Below are 17238 nucleotides of genomic sequence, written 5' to 3'. Positions count from 1 at the left end.
GCGGGTCGCAGCACGGCTTATTGCTCTGCGCCGCCACCCAGCGCCCGAAACGTATCGCTCGCCGCCTGCAATTGTTGGGTGCGCAGTTGCAGCAACGCGCGCTCGGCATCGAGTGCGGCGGTCTGTGCCGTCACCACTTCGAGATAATCGGATGCGCCATCGCGGTACCGGATCAGCGCGAGATCGCGCGTCCGCTCGGCCGCTTTGGCGGCCTGCGCCTGATTGGCCTCGCCCGCGACGAGCAGACGCTGGGTGGCAAGATCGTCCTCGACCTCGCGGAAAGCGGTCAGCACGGTCTGGCGGTAATTGGCGGCGGCTTCCGCGAACTGCGCACGCGCCTGCCGCACCTGCCCGGCACGCCGTCCGCCGTCGAACACGGTCAGCGCGGCCTGCAGCGGCCCGAGCGCCCAGAAGCTGCTCGCCGCGCCCAGCCAGTCGCCCCCGACGGATTCGAAGCCGCCCTGCGCGCCCAGCGTCACGTTGGGGAAGAACGCCGCGCGCGCGACGCCGATCTGCGCGTTGGCGGCTGCGACGCGGCGTTCGGCGGCGGCGATATCGGGCCGCCGTTCGAGCAGTGTGGAGGGCAGGCCCGCCGCGATCGCCGGCGGTCGCGTTTGATCGTCCGCGACAGGGATGGAGAAGGTCGAGGGCGTTTCGCCGATGAGCACGGCGATGGCATGTTCGTCCTTCGCCCGGTCGATCTCGACGGAGGACAATTCCGACTTGGCGCTGGAAAGCTGTGCCTGCGCCCGGCTCACGTCGATGCCCGAGGCGATGCCGCCGCTGTGCCGCGTGTCGGTCAGGTCGAACGCGCGCTGGTAGGAGGCGACCGTCTGGTTGAGCAGGATGATCCGTGCGTCGAGGCCACGCAGATCGAAATAGGTCGCCGCCAACTGGCTTTGCAGCCCCAGTCGCACACCCGCCACGTCGAACGCCGACGCACGCGCGTTGGCACGTCCTGCAGCGATATTGTTGCGCACCCGCCCGAACAGATCGAGTTCGTAGGCGAGCGATCCACCGATGATCTTGTCGGTCTGCGTCGATGCCAGCCCCCGCGCGATTGGCCGATTGGCGGACAGCCGGTTGCGATCGACGCTCGCGCTCGCGTCGATCTGCGGGAACAGGTCGGCGCGTGCCTGACGCACTAGCGCGCGTGCCTGATCGTAGCGCGCGACGGCGGCGGCCAGATCGAAATTGCCTGCCTCGATCCGGTCCTCAAGCATGTCGAGCGATGCGTCGCCGAATGCCTGCCACCATTTGCCTGCCGGCGGCGGCGTCACAGCGGCCTGTTGCCACGGTGCCGCCTCCTTGAAGGCGGGGGCCACCGCCACCGCCGGGCGCTGGTAATCGGGCGCGAGCGAACATCCGCCGAGCAGTACGGCGGTCAGCGACGGCAACCAGCGCTTACTTGCCACCGGCGGCACCCCCGGCCCGCGCAATCTGCACCTTGTCACCGGTCTGGAGCGAATCGGGTGGGCTGTCGATCACGCGGTCGGTCGGCGCGAGCCCGGCGCTGATCTGCACCCGATCGCCGAGATCCTGCCCGATCGTCACCGTCTTCAACCGCGCGCGCCCGTCCGCGCCGACCACCGCGACCTGCGTGCCGTTCTGGCCGATGATCATCGCGCTCGCCGGCAGTTCCACCGCGCTGCCACCGCCCGTAACCGGGAAGCTCGCCTGCGCATAGGCTCCGGGCTTCAACGCGCGATCGCCATTGGCCGCCTGCAGTTCGACCAGCACCGTGCCGGAGCCGGTGTCGACCGCGTCGGCCGACCGCGTCATCTGCGCGGTGAAGGTGCGGCCGGGATATTCGGGCAGGGTGAGCTTCACCTCCATGCCTTTATGCACCTGCGCGGAATAGGCCTGCGGCACCTTCACATAGGCGCGGATGCGGCTGATGTCGGCGACGGTGAACAGCGGCGTGGAGGCGGCCGTGCCGGCCGTTACCAACGAACCGACGTTGGTTGAGCGCGTCGTCACCACGCCCGAGAACGGCGCGACCAGCCGCGTGAAACCGGCGGTATATTGCAGCCGGTTGACGTTGGCGCTCGCGGCGTTGGTCAGCGCGGTCTTGGCGGCGAGATCGCCGACCTTCTCGTCGGTTTCCTGCTTCGACACCGCATCTTTGGCGAGCATCGTCTTCCAGCGCGTCGCGGTGCTGGCGGCGAGCTGCTGGTTGGCGCGCGCGGTCTGGTAATCGGCGCGCGCGGCGGCGAGCTGCTGATCAACCTCGGGCGCGTCCAGCACGGCGAGCGTCTGGCCGGCGCGAACATTGTCACCGATATCGACCAGCCACTTGCGCACATAACCGCTGGTGCGCGCGTAGATCGGCGCGGCCTGCAGTGCGGCCAGTTGCGCGGGCAGCACCAGCGCGCTCGCCGCCTTGCTCTGCGCGGGGTGGATCACGGTGACGGTCGGTACCGCCTGCGTCGCGGTCCATGTCGCCAAGTTGCTTTCCGAATGCGAGCGCGTCGCGACGCCGACGCCGACGATCGCCACCGCGGCGATCACGCCGACCACGCCGACAGTCTTCAAAGTGCGGCCGTTGCCCTCAGGCATGTTGAAGCTCCAGATGGTCCGGCGTCGCGCCGGGGACGGGTTTGGCGTGGCGGCGGTGCACCAGGCTGAAGATGACGGGGACGAACATCAACGTCGCGAAGGTCGCCACGGTAAGGCCGCCGATCACCGCGCGCCCGAGCGGCGCGTTCTGCTCGCCGCCCTCGCCGAAGCCCATCGCCATCGGCAACATGCCGATGATCATGGCGAGCGCGGTCATCAGCACCGGGCGGAAGCGGACCTGCCCCGCCTCCAACGCGGCGGCGGTGGCGTCGCCCAGCACCTCGAGCCGTTCGCGCGCGAAGCTGACGACCAGGATCGCGTTGGCGGTCGCCACGCCCATGCACATGATCGCACCGGTAAGCGCCGGCACCGACAACGTGGTGCCGGTGATGAACAGCATCCAGATGATGCCGGCGAGCGCGCCGGGCAGCGCGGTGATGATGACGAACGGGTCGAGCCAGCTCTGGAAGTTCACCACGATCAGCAGGTAGATCAGCACGATCGCCGCGACGAGGCCGAAGCCCAGCCCGGAAAACGCGGTCTGCATCGTCGCATATTGCCCGCGCAGCGTGACCGTCACGCCCTTCGGCGTCTGATCTTTCAGCGATGCGATCACCTGCTTTATATCGCCCGCGACGGCACCGAGATCGCGGCCGTTGGTGGTGGCATATACGTCCGTCACCGGCGCGATGTTGTAGTGCGTCACCACCGCCGCACCGTTGCCGCGCGTGATCGTACCGATACCGCCGATGATCTGCGATTTGCCGCCGTTCGCCGCCGTGACAGGTACGTTGGCTAGGTCGCTCAGCGAACCGATCTGATATTCCGGCGTCTGCGCGACGACCGGATAAGATACGCCGGTCTTGGGATCGAGGAAGTAGGTCGGCGCGGTCTGCGATGTGCCGGCCAGCGAAGAGGCGAGGCTGGTCGTAACGTCACGCTCGTTGAGGCCGTACTGGCTGGCGCGGGTGCGATCGATATCGACGTTCAACTGCGGATAGCGCGCCGACTGCTGGATGCGCGCATCGGCCACGCCGGGGATCCTGGCGATGCGGCGCAGGATTTCCTTGGCGAGCGCCTGGTTCTCCGCATCTTTCTTGCCGGTCACCTGGATATCGATCGGCGCGGGCGCGCCGAAGTTGAGAATCTGGCTGGTGATATCGGCGGGCAGGAACGAGAAGGTGGTGCCGGTGAACGCCTTAGGGAGTTCCTCGCGCAGCTTCTGCACATATCCGGCGGTCGGCTTGTGATCCTTGGCAAGCTGGATGAGGATATCGCCGTCCTGCGGGCCGATCGTGCCGGAGTTGTTGTAGGTCGTGTTGATCGAGCTGACCGGCAGGCCGATGTTGTCGACCACCGAAACCAGTTCGTCCGCCGGGATGACCTCGCGGATCTTGCGCTGGATGCGGTCGAACTCGGCGGAGGTATCCTCGATCCGCGAACCGACCGGTGCACGCACGTGCATCGCCATCTGTCCGGCATCGACCGACGGGAAGAAATTCTCGCCCAGGAACGGCGCGAGCAAAAACGATGCGGCGACGCAAACGAGGAAGCCGATCACGAACATCTTGCGCGCGGCGAGCGCGCGTTCGAGCAGACCGAGATAGCCGCTGCGAAACCGCTCGAACTGCCGCTCGAACCCGCGCTGGAACCGCACCAGCGGGTTGCGCGAGGGGGGTGCCTCGTGCAGCGCGGCATCGTCGTGGCCTCCGTGGGGCTTGAGCAGATACATCGCCATCGTCGGCACCAAAGTGCGCGACAGGATGAACGATGCGATCATCGCGAACACCACCGCCAGCGCCAGCGGCACGAACAGGAAGCCGGATACACCGGGCAGGAAGAACATCGGCACGAACACGATACAGATGCACAGCAACGACACGAATGCCGGCCCGACGATCTGCGCCGCGCCGTCGAGGATCGACTGGATCACCGGCTTGCCCTGTTCGAGGTGCCAGTTGATGTTCTCGATCGTCACCGTCGCGTCGTCGACAAGGATGCCGACCGCGAGGGATAGTCCGCCCAGTGTCATCGTGTTGAGCGTATTGCCCGTCACCGACAACGCTATGATCGCGGCGAGGATCGACAGCGGAATCGAGATCGCGATGATGAGGGTCGAGCGCCAGCTCCCCAGGAACAGCAGGATCATCACCGAGGTGAGCGCGGCCGCGATCGCGCCTTCCTTGATCACGCCCTCCACCGCCGCCTTCACGAACAGCGACTGGTCGCCGATCGGCACGACCTTCAGCGTCGGCGGCAGCGTCGCCTGGATCTTGGGCAGCGCGTCCTTGATGCCCTGCACGATCGCGAGCGTGGAGGTCGCGCCGTTCTTGAGGATGGTGATGAGCACCGAGCGCGAACCGTCGACATGCACGACGTTGGTCTGCGGGGCCGAGCCGTCGCGGACGTGCGCCACGTCGCGCATGTAGATCGTCGCGCCATTGACGACCTTGATCGGCAGCGCGTTCAGTTCCTCGATCGTGCTCGGCGCATTGTTGAGCTGCACGCTGTACTGGAAGCCGCCGATCTTGGCGAAGCCGGCCGGGTTGATCTGGTTCTGCGCGGCGATCGCATTGCCGACATCCTGCCCCGACAGACCCTTGGATTGCAGCGCGGCGGGATCGAGATCGATCTGGATCTGGCGCGTGCGTCCGCCGGAGGGGTAGGGGACGGCGGCGCCCGGCACCGTCACCAGACCGGGGCGAACCTGATTCTGCGCAAGATCGAACATGCGGCCTTCGCTCAGCCCCTTGCCCGACAGCGCAAGCTGGAGGATCGGCACGGTCGAAGCGTTATAGTTGAGGATCAGCGGCGGCGTCACGCCCGGCGGCAACTGCTTCAGCACGGTCTGGCTGACCGACGTCACCTGCGCGGTCGCGGTGCGGATGTCGGCGCCTGGCTGGAAATAGATCTTCACCACGCCGATGCCGGGCAGCGACTGGCTTTCGATATGGTCGATATCGTTGACGGTGGTGGTCAGCACGCGCTCGAACGGCGTGATGATGCGTCCGCTCATCTGGTCGGGCGGCAGGCCGCTATACTGCCATGCGGTGGCGATGACCGGCACGCGAATGTCGGGGAAGATGTCGACCGGCGTGCGGATTGCGGCCAGCACGCCGATGATCGCGATCAGGATCGCCATTACGATGAAGGTCAGCGGGCGCGTCAGCGCCATCCGGACGATACCGATCATCGTGTGGGTCCGATGCTGCTGTGGTGCGGCGCGTGAGCCACAAGGCGTGTCATGTCGGGATCGCCATTCGTATGTTGCGATGCGGCGAAGTGCGCCTGCCAAACACGCGTGTCCAATATTGTTTGCGGCATGATTGATATGATACGGCTATCGATCATGGAACTTCGCCATCTGCGCTATTTCGTTCAGGTCGCCGAGGATCTGCACTTCGCGCGTGCCGCCGCGCATCTCGGCATCTCGCAACCACCGCTTAGCCAGCAGATTCGTGTGCTGGAGGAGGAGTTGCAGGTGCGCCTGCTCGAACGCACCAGCCGCCGCGTCGCGCTGACGCCGGCGGGGCGGCTGTTCCTCGACGCCGCCCGCGCAACGCTGCGGGAGGCGGACAACGCGATCTCGGTCGCGCGCCGCGCCGCGCGTGGTGAACTCGGCGGGCTGGCGATCGGGTTCAGCGCGTCGGCACCTTTCGTGACGGAAATCGCGCACGCGATCGCCGATTTCCGCGACCGCTATCCGGCGGTGTCGCTGATGCTGCGCGAGATTGCCGGGACCGACCATCTCCGGCAGCTCGAGGATCATCTGCTCGACATCGCCTTTCACCGCAGCCGCGCCATGCCCGATCTGCCCGACACGCTGACTGCCGAGCCATACCTCAGCGAGCGGTTGTTCGTCGCCTGTCCGCCCGGCCACCGTCTCGCCGCGCAGGACAGCATACGTCTCGCCGATCTCGCCGATGAGCCACTGGTGCTGTACTCACAGGATCGCAGCCCGTTCACCGGCCACCTGCTGGCGCTGCTGCGCGAGAGCGGCATCGAACCGCGGGTCGCGCAGGTCGTCACCGACGTGACGACCCTGTTCGGGCTGGCGGCGGCGGGAATTGGGGTGATGGTAGTGGTCGAATCGCTGTGCACGCTGCAATCGGCGATGCTGACCTACCGCCGGGTAGAGGACGATATCGCCACGATCATGCTGTGGCTGGTCCGCCACCGCGAGCCGACGTTGCCCTGTCGCAACTTTCTGGGGATGCTCGGCGCGCCCGAAGCGCGGTGAGGCGGATCAGCGTGTCGACATCGAATACGGCCGCGCCGCCGTGCTGCTCGCCCACGTCTTGTTCGGCGTTGCCGCCATGGTGAAGCGCAATTCGCCGCCGCCGCGGATTTCCGCATCGGTCACGAAACTGCGCGCGAGCAGGCGGCCATTCAGCGTCACTGCGCCGACATAGCGGTTAGCGTCCGACAGCCCGTCCGCCAGCACGGTGAAGCGCTTGCCGTTCGGCAGGTTCATCACCGCGCGCGAAACGAACGGCCGCCCGATGGCATATTGGTTCGACCCAGGCGTAACGGGATAGAAACCCAGCGCGGTGAACACCAGCCACGCCGACATCTGGCCGAGATCGTCATTGCCGGCGAGGCCCTCGGGCGTCGGCTTGTACTGCGTGTCGACGATCTGCTTCAGTCGCTCCTGCGTGCGCCACGGCGCGCCTGCGTAATCGTAGAGATAGGCGACGTGGTGGCTCGGCTCGTTGCCGTGGATATATTGTCCGATCAGCCCGGCGATGTCCTCGGCATGGCTGTAATCGACCTTGCTGTTGTCGAAATCGAACATCGCATCGAGTTTAGCGATCGTTTGCCGGTCGCCACCGAGCGTTTGGATCAGCGAAGCCTCGTCCTGCGGCACGAACCAGCTATATTGCCAGGCATTCCCCTCGGTATAATCCGAGCCGTAGTTGATTGCGGTCGGATCGAACGGGGTGCGGAATGCACCGCTCGACAACCGCGCGCGCAGCCAGCCGGTCTTCGCGTCAAAGCTGTTGCGCCAGTTGCCCGCGCGCTTGTCGAACCGGTCCGCGATCGCGGTCTTGCCCATCGCGCGTGCCATCCGCGCGATGCTCCAGTCATCGAAGGCATATTCCACCGTCTTGGAGGCCGCCTCAGGCTCCTTGTCGATCGGCACGTAGCCGCGATCGATATAGTCGCCCAAGCCCCCGTAAGACCGGTGATCCGCACTCGCCACCATCGCCGCCAGCGCGGCCTCGGCATCGAACCCGCGCAGGCCCTTCATATAGGCATCGGCGATCACCGGCACGGCGTGATAGCCGATCATGCACCATGTCTCGCGCCCGGCGAACTGCCACACCGGCAGGATACCGTCCGGGCTGACCTGCTGGCTCGCCACCAGCGACTGCACCACGTCGGCGGTGGTCTGTTCGGGCTGCACCAGCGTCAGCAACGGATGCTCGGCGCGGAACGTATCCCATAGCGAGAAGGTCGAGCGGAAGGTGAAGCCCTTGGCCTGATGCACCTGATCGTCCGGGCCACGGTAGCGTCCATCGGCATCGCTCCACACGCTGGGCGCGAGCAAGGCGTGGTAGAGCGCGGTGTAGACATTGGTGCGGGTTGCCGCCGGTGCGTCGATCTGCACCGCGCCCAGCGCCTTCTCCCAAGCCACCGTGGTGCGGGCGCGTACCGCATCGAACCCGCCACCCTCGCTGGCGAGATTGGCGACGGCGGCGTTCTCGTCCACCCCCGACAGCGCGACGTTCACCTCGAGCGGCTTGGTGAGCACCCCGAAATCGAGCCGCGCCTCCAGCGCCCGCCCTAGCTTCTCGGCCAGCGCGTCGCTGCCGCGTCCCGGGCCCTGGAAACCCTTGTAAGGCACGTTCTCCTCGCGATCGACGAAGCCGTGATCGGTCAGCGGCGCGGAGAAGCGCATCGCGAAGTACAGCTTGCGCCCCGGCGCCCAGCCGCGCGTCTCGCGGAACCCGGTGAGGGTGCCGTCCGGCCGCAGGTGCAACCCCGACCACAGCACCTTGCCGGGATAATTGTAGAGCGACGATCGCAGATCGATTACCAGATGCGCCGCCTTGTTCGCCGGGAAGGTATAGCGATGCACGCCGATCCGCGTCCCCGCCGTCATCTCCGCGCGCACGCCGCTATCGGCGAGCGTCACCGCGTAATAGCCGGGATGCGCCACTTCGGTTTTATGGCCGAAGCGCGAGCGATAGCCGCTGCCTGGCCGCTTGGGGTCGCCGGGATCGAGCGACACGGTATCGCCCGCCACCGGCATCACCAGCACGTCGCCAAGGTCGCTATGTCCAGCGCCTGAGAAGTGCGTGTGGCTGAACCCTTGGATGGTCGGGTCTTCGTAGCGATAGCCGGCGGCATGGCTGTAACATTCGCGGATCACGCAACTCGTGTCGGTGTCGGGCGAAAGTTGCACCATCCCGAACGGCGCGGTCGCGCCGGGGAAGGTATGCCCCTCGCCACCGGTGCCGATCATCGGGTCGACCGCGTCGATCGGCGCGGGGGTCTGCGCCGCGAGCGTGGCGGGCAGCAGGGCGGCGAGCAGGAGGGGATAGCGCATCGCCGCAGTTAAGCAGCGATGCGCCCACCCGGCAATCGCCCGCGGTTCAGATCGCCGCCAGCGCCTGTTCGAAATCGGCGATCAGGTCGTCGGCGTCCTCCACCCCGATCGAAATGCGCACGAGATTGTCGGTGATGCCAAGCGCTGCCTTGCGGGCATCCGGCACCGACAGATGCGTCATGCCCGCCGGGTGGCTCGCCAGCGTCTCGGTGCCGCCCAGACTGACCGCAAGCTTGGCGATCTGGAGCGCATCGAGGAAGCGGAAGCTCTCCGCCTCGCCGCCTTTGAGGAACAGCGAGAAGGTGCTGCCCGCGCCTACGCAATGCCGCCGGTAGATGTCGGCCTGCCGCGCATCGCCCTGCTGTTCGAGGAAGCCGAGATAGCCGACCCGCTCGACCTTCTGGTGCCCGTCGAGGAACGCACAGACCTTGGCGGCATTCTCGCCCGCGCGGCTCATGCGCAGTTCCAGCGTTTCGAGGCTGCGCAGCAGCATCCAAGCGGTATGCGGGTCGCAGATCGTGCCGATCGTGTTGCGCATCGACCGGATCGTGTTGATGTGCGCCTTCGTCCCCAGCACGCCACCGGCGACGAGATCGCTATGCCCGCCGGCATATTTGGTGAGGCTGTACACCACAAGATCGGCGCCATGCCGCAGCGGCTGCTGCCACAGCGGGCCGAGGAAGGTGTTGTCGATCGCGATCGGCGGCTTCTCGTCGAGGTCACCGAAGATCGCGTCGCGGCTCGCCGCCACCGCCTCGATATCGACCAGCGCGTTGGTCGGGTTGGCGGGGCTTTCCAGATAGATCAGCGCGACGCGGCCCTGACCCTTGGCTTGTTCGAGCACCGTGTCGATCTCCGCGCGGGTCGCGCCCGCCGGGAAGTCGAGCCACTTCACCCCGAACTTGCCGAGGATGCGACCGATCAGCGTCTCGGTCGCGGCATACAGCGGGCCGGAATGGACGATCGTGTCGCCCGGCGCGACCATCGCCAGGAACAGCGTGGCGATCGCCGACATGCCGGACGAGAAGGCGAGTGCATCCTCCGCTTCCTCCCACACGCCGAGCCGGTCCTCGAGGATCTCCTGATTCGGCCCGTTGAAGCGCGAATAGACCAGACCGTCCGCGCCGCCGGGCCGCTTGCCGGTGACGCCCTCGAAATGGCGCTTGCCCGCCGCCGCATTGGGGAACACGAACGTCGAGGTGAGGAAGATCGGCGGTTTGAGCGATCCTTCCGACAGCATCGGATCATAGCCATGCCCCATCATCCGCGTTGCGGCCGAAAGCTTGCGGCCGCCGATCTGTTCGAGCGCGGGCTTGGCGCCGCGTTGCGGTGCGCCGCCGGTCAGGTCGGCTTCGGTTTCGTCAGTCATGCTCGTCTCCTCGCGCGTCCCGGCTGATGCGGGTTCGTCACATTTGTAACGATCTGTCGGCAACCGGCGCCGAATGCAAGCGCAGGTCGTGGCCGGCTACGCAAACACGACGAGCCGCTATGTCAGCCCGATGATCGACACCTGTCGACCGTAGCCCGGCTCGCCGCGATGCGTCGCGCGGCGGAAGCTGAAGAAACGCGCCTCGTCGCCGTACGTATCCAGCCCAAGCGTTTCGACGTGGCCGATCCCCTCGCTCGCCAGCCGATGCGCGACATAGGCTTCGAGATCGAACTGGTGGTGACCCGCGCGACCGTCCGAGAAGAACCGTGCGTTGGCGGGGTCCGCTTCGTCGAAGCGCGACGCGAAGGCGGCATCCACCTCGTAGCTCGCCCGTGCGATGCACGGCCCGACTGCGGCGACGATCCGCTCGCGGCGTGCCCCCAGCGTCTCCATTGCCAGAATCGTGGAGGTGGTGACGCCGCCCAGTGCGCCTTTCCACCCGGCGTGTGCCGCGCCGACCACGCCGGCTTGCGCGTCGGCCAGCAGCACCGGCGCGCAATCAGCGGTAAGAATGCCGAGCGCGATACCGGGACGATCGGTGACGAGCGCGTCCGCACGCGGACGCAGCCGTTCCTCGAACCCGGACAGCACGGTCACGGCATCGGCGGAATGAACCTGATAGAGTGTGACGAGCGTCGCGCCCGACAGCACCGCCTCGCCCGCGCGACGGCGGTTCTCCATGATCGCGTCTGGTTCGTCTTCCGATCCGAGGCCGACGTTCAGCCCAGCGTGGATACCCTGCGATACCCCTCCGCCCCGACCAAGGAAGCCGTGCGCCACACCCTCCAGCGCCTTTGCGCGGTTCACCTCGACCGGCACGCTCATAACGCCAGCCGCATCAGGCGGTCGTCATCGATTGTCTCGCCGACCTGGAAGGCATAGGCGCCGATCTCCTCGAAGCCGTAGCGCTCGTAGAAACGTCGCGCGCGGTGGTTGTCGACATACACGCTGAGGATGATCTCGCGCGCGCCGTGATCGCGCGCGTGAAAGATCGCCCACTCCATCATCTCCTGCGCGATGCCCTGCCCCTGCCAGGGGGCAAGCACGTAGAACTGGTACAGTTCGATCGCGTCGGGGCGCCATTCGCCGGGGAACGTCACCGGGCCCATCTTGGCGAAGGCGATGATCGCGTCGCCCTCGACCGCGAGTCGGACGGTAAATTCAGGGTCGGAGAGTTGCGCGGCGAGGCCGTTCGCACCGAACGCGTCATCCAGGAAGGTCGCGAGATCGGACGGGCTGTAGAGCGTGCCGAACGTCTCGACGAACGACTGCCGCGCCATCGCCGACAGGGCCGCGGCATCGGCGGCGCGTGCGTCACGGTAGGTTATCACGCGGCGAACCCCGCCGGCTGCGGCCAGCCCGGCGCGGTCACGGTGAGCGCCTTGAACAGATCGCCCATCGCATCGACCAGCCGGTCACGGTCGGCGGCGATGGCATCGGCGCGGGCCGGTGTGGCGCGGGCCAGCGCGGCGGCGCGTGCGTCGATGCCGAGTGCGCGCAGCAACGCGCCTTGCCCGACGACGGGTGACGGCACCGCGCCCTCCTTGGCGGCGGCGGCGGCCAGCGTGGCGAAATCGACGTGTGCGGTCAGGTCGTTCTCGCCCGGGTGTTCGAACGGGTTGGCGAAGGCGTGGCCGCGCACCGCCTGCAGGGTGTCGCCGATCGCCGGACCTTCGTAGCCGTAATCTATGGTGAGGATTGCGCCGCCCTGGCTGGCGATCCGCCGGGACAGCGCGCGAAAGATGGCGACGCTGGCCGGTGACGTCTCGATGATCGACCCCGGCGCGGCATCGCGCAAGCGCTCGGGGATGATCTCGCCCGGTACGGCCTTAGCCGTGATCGGCAGGAATAAAGTGTCCTGACAGGCGACATAGCGCTCCGCCCAGCCACCACCGGCGCGCACCAGTTGGCGGATCGGCAGTGCGTCGAAGAATTCGTTGGCGACGACGATCAGCGGCTGCCCTTCGGGTAGCGTCGTCACGTCGTCATGCCACGTCGCGTCCGACACCCGCTTCGCCTGTTCGGCACGCAGCACCGGGCTGGTCTCGACGAAATGTACCGGTGGGGTGAAGCCCGCCTTGGCGGCGGCGCGCAACGCATCGGCGGTGAGCGTGCCGCGACCGGGGCCGCACTCCACCCACGCCGCATCCGGCCGCGCGGCGCGATCCCACAGATCCGCCGCCCACAGCCCGATCAGCTCGCCGAACATCTGGCTGATCTCGGGCGCGGTGGTGAAGTCGCCGCCCGTACCCAGTGGATCGCGCGTCGCGTAATAATGCGCGTTGGCGGCGGCCATATATTGCGCGATTGGGATCGGCCCGGCGAGCGTAATCGCCCGCGACAGCCGGTCGGCGAGGGTCGCCTCCTCAGGCGCGCTCAGGCGACGCTCTCCGTGCCGGCGATCGATTCGATGCGCGTGCGACGGCCCTTGGCGGTCGCGACGAGATACACTCCGCCCAGGATCATCGGCAGCGTCAGCACCTGCCCCATGTGGATGGTGGTGGCGAAGAACGTACCGGCGAACTGCGAATCCGGCTCGCGGAAGAACTCGACCGTAAAGCGGGCGAGGCCGTAGCCGATCAGGAAGATGCCGACGAGCTTGCCCGGCTCGTACCGCGCCTTGGTGCGCCAGAAGAAGAACCATAGCACCGCGAACAGCGCGATCCCCTCAAGGCTCGCCTCGTACAACTGGCTCGGGTGGCGCGGAATATCGCCGCCGCCGCGCGTGAAGATGATCGCCCACGGCACGTTGCTCGGCTTGCCCCAGAGTTCGCCGTTCACGAAATTGGCGATCCGCCCGAAGAACAGCCCGAACGGCACGCAGCAGGCGAGGTAATCATGCACGCGCAGCCAGTTGAGCTTATGGTTTCGCGCGAACAGGATGATGCCGAGCGAGGTGCCGATCATCCCTCCGTGGAACGACATGCCGCCATCCCACAGCCGCAGGATGTTCAAGGGGTGCAGGAACATCTCGGGCGCGTAGAACAATGCATAGCCGAGCCGCCCGCCGAGGATGATGCCGAGCGTCGCGTAGAACACCAGATCGTCGGCATGGCGCCGCGCCATGGGCGAACCGGGCTGCGCGATCAGCTTGAGCAGGTACCACCAGCCGATCAGGATGCCGGTGATATACGCGATCGAATACCATTTGATGTCGAAGAAGCCGAGGCTCAACGCGACCGGATTGAGGTGCAGTTGCTCGAAGCGCAGGTGCGTCTGCGTGGACGCAGCGAGCGCGGTGGCGGCGATGAGAGTCAAGCGGCAGGTCCTCGGTCGTTCGTTACGCCTCCATAGTCGGCGCGGACCACAACACCAAGCGGAAGACGATGCGCCGCGCTTGTCCCCTGCTCAGGCCGGGCACGAAGCCGTGGGGAGAATGGCGCGAGAACCGAACGCTAGCGGCGCGCGTTAGGGATGGTGGCGCGGCAAAGCGCAGGATAGAGCAAGGCTATGGTAGCGCGCGGAGAGGGAAACACAGTCGGTCGGCGCGGTCTGTTGATCGGTGGCGGCGTTGGGGTCGGGCTGATCGTCGCGTGGGCGGTTTGGCCGCGCAGTTACGCGCCCAACCTGCCGCTCGCGCACGGCGAGTCCCTGTTCAACGCGTACCTGAAGATCGGCGAGGATGGTGTCGTCACCGTCGCGGTGCCGCAGGCCGAACATGGCCAGGGCGTGTATACCGCGCTCCCGCAGATTCTCGCCGACGAACTCGGCGCGGACTGGCGCACGGTGGCGGTGCAGCCCGCGCAGCTCAACCCACTCTATGCCAATCCACTCGGTGTCGACACGCTATTCGAGGGGCTGTTCGACGCGCTGCCGCTGCCTTTACGCGAAGGCCACGCCCGGCGCAGCGCGCTGTTGCTCACCGCCGGGTCGACCTCGGTGCGTGCGTTCGAGGCGCCGCTGCGGCAAGCGGGCGCGGCGGCGCGGGTGCTGCTGTGCAAGGCCGCCGCGAAACGCTGGAACGTCGGCTGGCAGGCGTGCGCGACCGAAGGCGGCTTCGCTACGCATGGCAAGGACCGGCTGCGCTTCGGCGAACTGGCGGCGGCTGCGGCGGGCGGCACATTGCCCGATCCGGTGCCGTTGCGCGGGGAGGGGGGCACGCGCCTGTCAGGCCAGTCGCTGCCCCGGCTCGATGCGCCCGCCAAGGTCGACGGCTCCGCCAATTTCGCCGGCGACATCCGCCTGCCCGACATGGTGTTCGCCGCGATTCGGCAGGCGCCAGTCGGTGACGCGAAGCTGCTCTCGGTCGATCGCGATGCCGCCGCGCACGTGCGCGGGATGCTGTCGGTGGTCACCAACGACGATTGGGTGGCGGCGGTGGCGAGCAACTGGTGGGCGGCGAACCGCGCGCTCGATGCGCTTGCGCCGAAATTCTCGACCACCGGGCCAATCGTCAACAACGACAGTATCGATGCGGTCCTCGCCGCCGCGCTGAAGGGCGATGGCACGCGGATCTGGTCGACGGGGGATCTCGCCACCGCCTTCAAGGGCGCGAAACTTGTCACCGCCACCTACCGCGCCGGGCTCGCCGTCCACGCCGCGATCGAGACGATGACAGCGACCGCGCGGCTGACCGACGGCAAGCTCGAATTGTGGCTGCCGACGCAGGCACCAGGCCTCGCGCGGGCGGCGGCGGCGGCAGCGCTCGGCATTTCGGAGGGCGCGGTGGTCGTCTATCCGATGCTGATCGGCGGATCGTTCGGCGCCAATCTCGAACATCTCGCCGCCACGCAGGTGGCGGTGCTGGCGCGCGATCTCAAGCGGCCGGTGCAGCTCACCTGGTCGCACGGTGAGGATCTGCTGCATGATCGCTACCGCCCGCCCGCACTGGCGAGGATGACCGCGCGACTCGGCGGCAATGGCCAGATCCTCGGCTGGCAGGCCAAGATCGCCGCGCCCTCGACCGGCCGCGAACTCGCGGGCCGGCTGCTCGCCACAGACCGGGCTGCGCGCGCGGCGTTGGCGATATCGGCAGCGGGCGATACCTATGCGGTGGCGGGCGCGCGACCGGTCTATCGCATGCCGGCCTATGCGATCGATCATCATCCCGCCGATATCGGCGTGCCGACCGGCCACTGGCGTTCGGGCGCGCACAGCTACACCGCGTTCTTCAACGAGTGTTTCATCGACGAACTCGCGCATGTCGCCGGTACCGAGGCGCTGTCGTTCCGCATCGGCATGTTGGGCGGCGACGCGCGGCTGGCGCGCTGCCTGTCCACCGCCGCCTCGCTGGGCGGATGGGAGGGTGGCGTTCAAGGCAGCGGGCAGGGCATCGCCTGCCACAGCTTTCGCGGCAGCCACATCGCGGTGCTGGCGGAGGCACATCTCGACAACGACGGTTCGGTCGCGGTCGACCGCATCGTCGCGGCGGTGGATTGCGGGCGGCAGATCAACCCTGATCTCGTCCGTCAGCAGATCGAGGGCGGGCTGATCTTCGGCATGGCGGCGGCGATCGGCGCGTCGACCGGGTTCAGCGACAATCTCGCCACCGCGCGCACGCTCGGGGATCTCGATCTGCCGCGCCTTGCCGACACCCCCGACATCACCGTCGAACTGATCCCCAGCGAGGCCGATCCGGGCGGGGTGAGCGAACTCGCCGTCCCCGCGATCGCCCCCGCCATCGCCAACGCGCTGCAAGCCGCGACCGGCACCCGCCGCCGCACGCTGCCGCTCATCACAGGAATCGCATGATGTTGCCTGCCAACCATCCCCCCATCGCGCCGCCGCGCATCGGCGTGCTGCTCATCAACCTCGGCACGCCCGACGCCGCCGACGCGCGCGCGGTGAAGCGGTATCTGCGTGAGTTCCTGTCCGATCGCCGCGTCGTCGAACTGCCGCCGCTGCTGTGGCAGCCGATCCTGCGCGGGATCATCCTCAACACCCGGCCGAAGAAATCCGCGCACGCCTACGGTCAGGTCTGGCGCGAGGACGGCTCGCCGCTCGCCGCGATCACCGCCGCGCAATCGCGCGCGCTGCATGGCGCGTTCGGTCCGGGCGTGACGGTGGATTGGGCGATGCGCTACGGCAATCCGTCGATCGCCGAGCGGCTGGCGACGATGAAGGCGGCGGGCTGCGAACGCATCCTGTTTGCGCCGCTGTACCCGCAATATAGCGGCGCGACGACCGCCACCGCCAACGACAAGGTGTTCCTCGCGCTCGCCGGGATGCGCTGGCAGCCGGCGATCCGCACGCTGCCGCCCTATCACGACGACGCGCGGTATATCGCGGCGCTGAAGACCACGGTCGAGGCGGGGCTGGCGGCGCTCGATTTCACGCCGGACGTGATCCTCGCCAGTTTCCACGGCATGCCCAAGCGGACGCTGCAACTCGGCGATCCCTATCATTGCCACTGCCAGAAGACCGCGCGGCTGCTGGCCGAGGCGCTCGACCGCCCGCTGACGATCACCTTCCAGTCGCGCTTCGGCCCCGCCAAATGGCTGGAGCCTGCCACCGACCTCACGCTCGCCGCGCTGCCGGGGCAGGGCATGAAGCGCGTGGCGATCGTCGCGCCGGGCTTCTCGGCGGATTGCCTCGAAACGCTCGAGGAATTGTCGATTCGCGGGCGCGAGCAGTTCCTTGCGGCCGGCGGTACCGACTTCGCCTACCTGCCGTGCCTCAACGATTCGGCTGCGGGCATTGAAATGTTGCGCGAAATACTCGGACAAGAACTTGAAGGCTGGCCGCGCCCGGCTTAGCG

The 17238-nt window shown here is 67.4% G+C and carries 12 protein-coding genes; 3 read left to right on the top strand and 9 right to left on the bottom strand.

What is annotated here, in order from left to right; all coding sequences use genetic code 11:
* Window positions 1-17: 17 nt before the first annotated feature.
* The 3 genes from OXR00_RS14275 to OXR00_RS14265 are packed head-to-tail and all read right to left on the bottom strand — an operon-like array spanning window position 18 to window position 5752.
* Entirely contained in the window at window positions 18-1415 is a 1398-nt protein-coding gene (locus OXR00_RS14275) for an efflux transporter outer membrane subunit (protein ID WP_267388942.1), read from the bottom strand.
* Entirely contained in the window at window positions 1405-2559 is a 1155-nt protein-coding gene (locus tag OXR00_RS14270; protein WP_242148168.1) for an efflux RND transporter periplasmic adaptor subunit, read from the bottom strand. Before OXR00_RS14270 ends, OXR00_RS14275 begins: the two co-directional genes overlap by 11 nt.
* Window positions 2552-5752, bottom strand: a complete 3201-nt coding sequence (locus tag OXR00_RS14265) for an efflux RND transporter permease subunit (protein WP_267388941.1) — start codon at window positions 5750-5752, stop codon at window positions 2552-2554. The genes OXR00_RS14270 and OXR00_RS14265 overlap by 8 nt, the downstream gene beginning before the upstream one ends.
* Window positions 5753-5908: 156 nt before the next feature.
* Between OXR00_RS14265 and OXR00_RS14260 the strand changes: the two genes are divergently transcribed.
* On the top strand, window positions 5909-6799 hold the full coding sequence (locus OXR00_RS14260; protein ID WP_267388940.1) for a LysR substrate-binding domain-containing protein: 891 nt from the start codon (window positions 5909-5911) through the stop codon (window positions 6797-6799).
* A gap of 6 nt (window positions 6800-6805) precedes the next feature.
* Here OXR00_RS14260 and OXR00_RS14255 read toward each other — a convergent pair whose 3' ends face one another.
* The 6 genes from OXR00_RS14255 to lgt all read right to left on the bottom strand — a co-directional run bounded on the left by OXR00_RS14255 (window position 6806) and on the right by lgt (window position 13790).
* Window positions 6806-9112 (bottom strand): GH92 family glycosyl hydrolase, encoded by a 2307-nt coding sequence (locus OXR00_RS14255; RefSeq protein WP_267388939.1) that lies wholly within the window; start codon window positions 9110-9112, stop codon window positions 6806-6808.
* A 46-nt stretch (window positions 9113-9158) separates the two neighbouring features.
* Entirely contained in the window at window positions 9159-10481 is a 1323-nt protein-coding gene (locus OXR00_RS14250) for a cystathionine gamma-synthase family protein (RefSeq protein WP_267388938.1), read from the bottom strand.
* Window positions 10482-10598: 117 nt separating this feature from the next.
* A complete protein-coding gene (gene pgeF / locus OXR00_RS14245) occupies window positions 10599-11366 on the bottom strand; it encodes a peptidoglycan editing factor PgeF (protein ID WP_267388937.1) in 768 nt (255 codons plus the stop codon).
* The gene (locus OXR00_RS14240; RefSeq protein ID WP_242148157.1) at window positions 11363-11872 is read right to left on the bottom strand and encodes a GNAT family N-acetyltransferase; all 510 of its coding nucleotides are present in this window, start codon (window positions 11870-11872) and stop codon (window positions 11363-11365) included. The genes pgeF and OXR00_RS14240 overlap by 4 nt, the downstream gene beginning before the upstream one ends.
* The gene (locus tag OXR00_RS14235) at window positions 11869-12837 is read right to left on the bottom strand and encodes an SAM-dependent methyltransferase (protein ID WP_267388936.1); all 969 of its coding nucleotides are present in this window, start codon (window positions 12835-12837) and stop codon (window positions 11869-11871) included. The genes OXR00_RS14240 and OXR00_RS14235 overlap by 4 nt, the downstream gene beginning before the upstream one ends.
* A gap of 80 nt (window positions 12838-12917) precedes the next feature.
* Window positions 12918-13790, bottom strand: a complete 873-nt coding sequence (gene lgt / locus OXR00_RS14230) for a prolipoprotein diacylglyceryl transferase (RefSeq protein WP_267388984.1) — start codon at window positions 13788-13790, stop codon at window positions 12918-12920.
* A 201-nt stretch (window positions 13791-13991) separates the two neighbouring features.
* Here lgt and OXR00_RS14225 point away from each other — a divergent pair, with 201 nt between their 5' ends.
* Both OXR00_RS14225 and hemH read left to right on the top strand, forming a co-directional pair.
* A complete protein-coding gene (locus OXR00_RS14225) occupies window positions 13992-16232 on the top strand; it encodes a molybdopterin cofactor-binding domain-containing protein (protein ID WP_267388935.1) in 2241 nt (746 codons plus the stop codon).
* Complete coding sequence (gene hemH, locus OXR00_RS14220; protein WP_267388934.1) at window positions 16229-17236, top strand: ferrochelatase; 1008 nt, start codon at window positions 16229-16231, stop codon at window positions 17234-17236. The genes OXR00_RS14225 and hemH overlap by 4 nt, the downstream gene beginning before the upstream one ends.
* Window positions 17237-17238: the final 2 nt, after the last annotated feature.

The sequence above is a fragment of the Sphingomonas sp. GC_Shp_3 genome (assembly GCF_026540945.1).
Lineage (GTDB): Bacteria > Pseudomonadota > Alphaproteobacteria > Sphingomonadales > Sphingomonadaceae > Sphingomonas.
Note: the sequence above shows the minus strand (reverse complement) of the source record. Positions and strands in the feature narration are given on the sequence as shown.